The organism is Mesorhizobium sp. M1A.F.Ca.IN.020.06.1.1 (assembly GCF_004023265.1).
In the GTDB taxonomy this organism is placed as follows: domain Bacteria; phylum Pseudomonadota; class Alphaproteobacteria; order Rhizobiales; family Rhizobiaceae; genus Mesorhizobium.
In genome coordinates this window covers 1-3,353 of the sequence record NZ_RZSR01000683.1, presented here as the reverse complement: position 1 = coordinate 3,353, position 3,353 = coordinate 1, and the positions used below count along the sequence as shown (strand labels likewise).

Sequence of the window (3,353 nt, the reverse complement as noted above, 5' to 3'; positions counted from 1 at the left end):
GGCAGGCTGTTCGAACTCCCGCCCGCGTGCGTCGAGATAGGTGACGCTGACCGCTTTCTTGCGGGTCGAGTCGAGATTGACCTTCAGCACGATCGAGTTGGTGCGCAGCTCGAAATTCGGGTTCTTCAGCGCCAGCGGAATGACGGTGAAATGCGGGCTAGCCTTAGCATTGGCCTCGCAACCGAAACGCTCGCAGAAGCCGCAGTAGTGGCATTGGCCGAACGCCACGCCATCGGGATTGACGTAATCGCGAGACGCGTTGGACGAGGGGTTTGGGAAGGGATGGTAGCCGAGATTGCGGGCCGCCTTCTCGAACATCACCATGCTCTGCGCGGCGATCATTGGCGGGTTGGGATAATCCTCCTTACGCGCGCGCTCGAAGATATTGCCGCCGTCGATTTTCTTGCCGTTGAGATTGCCGGCCTTGCCGGAGGTGCCGCAGGTCTTTTCGAACTTGTCGTAATAGGGTTCGAGATCGTCATAGGTGATCGGCCAGTCCTGCAGGTGCATGTCCGAAGGGATGATCTTTTCGCCGTACTTGTCGACGGTCCGGGTGCGCGCCTGATGATCCCATTCGAGCCAGCGCCAGGTCACGCCGTTCCAATGCACGCCGGCACCGCCGACACCCTGCCCTGGCAAGAACGAGCCGAGTTGACGCATCGGCAGCGCCGTTTGCGATTCACTATTGCGGAATGTGATGGTTTCCCGCCGCACGTTCTGCATGAGGTCGTGGCGGGCGGCGTAGCGCAGTTCGTCGTGGATTTCAGGATCGATGAAATCCGGATTGGTGTCACGCGGGCCTCCCCGCTCAAGGGCGACGATCTTGAGCTTGGTGGATGCAAGCTCCTTGGCAATGATGCCGCCTGTCCATCCAAGACCGACAATCAGCACATCGACCGGGTTCAGTTTGGTGGCCATGTCAAAGTCTCCTTTTTCTTGCGGCGATCAAATGAGGTCCTGGATGCCCTTCGGTTCAGCCTTGTAGGGCTTGTTCCGGAACGGCTCGATCTTGTCCGCGTACATGGCATCTGCGCCGGGGAAGCCGATCATCTTCCAGGCAGCCGCGTCCTTGTTCCCGCCGTACATCGGGTCCGCGAAATAACCCTCGATCGTGAGCTGCAGAAGGAGGCTGAAGAAGGTTGCAGCGGGCACCGTTGGAAGCTCGATCTTCGTGGCCTCAAGGTCCGCCATAATGGCGGCGCGGTCCTTTGCCGAAAGGGCCGCGAAGCTGTTCTCGTGGCTTTTCTGTACGACGGCATTGACGTCGGCGATTCCCGCCCGGATCAGCTCCGAGGGCGTCATCGGCAATTGATATCCCTGCCCGGGCGTACCCTCGCCGAACGGCCCTTCCAGATAAAGCCGGTCGCCCTTGCCGTATCCGCTGGCCATCTGCCGGTCGATGTATGTCGCCACGCCAAGCTCCTTGGCTCCGGGACCGGCCGCATCCTTTGGAATGAGCGTGTCGACCGCCGCCTCGACGAAGGCGGATTCGTCGACATTGAAGAATTCGTAGCCACTGCCTCGGGCACGAGGTTCGGCGGCGTGATGGTGCTTCGTGTCCGTGGCGGCAGCTGCCACGATCTCGTCCGCCGATGTGGATCCGCCAAACGGCAGGGTGCCCGCTGCCGCGCCGGCTGCGCCGAACAGTTTTAGAAAGTCACGACGTCCGACATCGCCTTGGCCGTTCTTTTCTTTCGTCGACATGATCGCTCCTGTGACACCGCGGGCAAAACGGGGGTGAGGATGGAGAGGCCTATGCCCGCTCCATCCCGGCGCTGCGCCGCATTCAGCGCTCAATCCGGTGAGTATTCGGAGAGCCTAATGTTCGCGCCTACTATGTGGCAAACGAAATTCATTGACATTTAAGCGCAATTTTTATGCTATTAGCGGTCATGGATATCGAACTCGCTCGCACCTTTGTTGAGATCGTCTCGACCGGGAGCTTCATTCGCGCCTCGGAGCGCTTGAACGTCGCCCAGACGACCGTCAGCGCACGGATCCGCAACCTCGAGCAACAATTGGGCCGACCACTCTTCGTTCGCCACAAAGGTGGCGCTTCGCTCACGCCCGCGGGTGAGCAATTTCTGCGGCACGCTCCGATGTTCGTCCAACTATGGCAACGCACCCTTCACCAGGTTGCCGTGCCTACGGGACGCCGGGCTGTTCTGACGGTCGGCAGCGAAGTCAGCCTTGCGCAACCTCTTCTGCTCGACTGGGTCCGCTGGATGCGCCGCTCGCTTCAGGATATCGCGCTGCGAGTACACGTCGACGTGCCACAGGACCTGATCAACCAGGTCGCCTCGGGAATGGTCGACATAGCCATCATGTACGCGCCCCCACACAGACCGGGCTTGAAGATCGATCTGCTTCTTGAGGAAAAACTGGTTCTCGCGACCACCAACCCCGAAGCGCAACTCTTGGACGGATCCGATTATGTCTATATGGATTGGGGGCCGGATTTTGAGCTTCATCACGGCGTGAATTTCCCGAGTGCTGCGCCGGATCTTTCCTTCGACCTCGGTCCGCTCGGATTGAACTATGTTCTGGCCGCTGGCGGGTCCGGATATTTCCGAATGAGCTCTGTGCAACCTCACATAGAAGCCGGCCGGCTTCATCTTGTGCCTGAAATGCCCCAGTTCTCCTATCCGGTGTACGCGGTGCAATCCGCGAGTGCGGATGAGAGCGTAGTAGGTCCTGCCCTGTCAGGATTACATGCCGTTGCAGGCGGCGACGTTAAATTCTAGTCATTCTTGACGAGGCTTTGACATCCGGTCGGATTGACGGGAACAGCAGGTCGACTGTCGTCCCAATCCCCGGCTCGCTTGCAATGCGAACATGGCCGCCGATCATACGCATCAATGCGCGCACTTGCGGCAGCCCCATGCCGGTACCTTCCTCACCCTTCGTGGTGAAGAAAGGATCGAACGCGTTTCGCAACACTTCGGCGGTCATGCCGCAACCTTGGTCCTTGACGCTAACGCAGACATAGGTTCCCGGCCCCGGCGGATCGGGTGTCGCGGTCTCCTGCACCAACGGTCCGGTGATGACTCTGATCTCGCCGCCATTTGGCATGGCATCGCGCGCGTTGACGACGAGATTAAGCACTGCGGTGTCGAACAATGCGGGATCGATCAGGCAGTCGGGAGTTTCTGCACCGAGTTCAAGCTCGACGCGCACATCGGGTCCGCCGCCGTACCTCAGCAAAGGCGCGAAGGATCTGAGGAATTCATTCACGTCGCCAGCATGAGCATCAAGTTCCTGGTGCTTTGCAAAGGCGAGGAGCTGCGAGGTCAAATCGATCCCGCGATTGATTCCTTCTCGCGCCAGCGTGATGCAGGCCCTCACACGGTTGG

Annotated in this window: 4 protein-coding genes; 1 reads left to right on the top strand and 3 read right to left on the bottom strand. The window is 59.7% G+C overall.

Going from position 1 to position 3,353, the window contains the following annotated elements; genetic code table 11:
* Nucleotides 1–918, bottom strand: a 918-nt coding sequence (locus EOA60_RS24995; protein ID WP_164899514.1) for a GMC family oxidoreductase, incomplete at its 3' end; no start/stop codon positions are given.
* Nucleotides 919–945: 27 nt separating this feature from the next.
* Entirely contained in the window at nucleotides 946–1,704 is a 759-nt protein-coding gene (locus tag EOA60_RS24990) for a gluconate 2-dehydrogenase subunit 3 family protein (RefSeq protein ID WP_128312059.1), read from the bottom strand.
* A gap of 188 nt (nucleotides 1,705–1,892) precedes the next feature.
* On the opposite strand from EOA60_RS24990, the gene EOA60_RS24985 reads away from it, so the two are divergent.
* Complete coding sequence (locus EOA60_RS24985; protein ID WP_095800316.1) at nucleotides 1,893–2,744, top strand: LysR family transcriptional regulator; 852 nt, start codon at nucleotides 1,893–1,895, stop codon at nucleotides 2,742–2,744.
* On the opposite strand, the gene EOA60_RS24980 is transcribed toward EOA60_RS24985, so the two are convergent.
* Nucleotides 2,734–3,353: ATP-binding protein (locus EOA60_RS24980; RefSeq protein ID WP_128312057.1), on the bottom strand; the 620-nt coding region annotated here is incomplete at its 5' end. The two genes, EOA60_RS24985 and EOA60_RS24980, sit on opposite strands and share 11 nt — an antisense overlap.

Bases quoted from the DNA above. Each gene is read 5' to 3' on its own strand.
- EOA60_RS24985 (WP_095800316.1), top strand. From the start codon at position 1,893: ATGGATATCGAACTCGCTCGCACCTTTGTTGAGATCGTCTCGACCGGG.
- EOA60_RS24990 (WP_128312059.1), bottom strand. From the start codon at position 1,704: ATGTCGACGAAAGAAAAGAACGGCCAAGGCGATGTCGGACGTCGTGAC.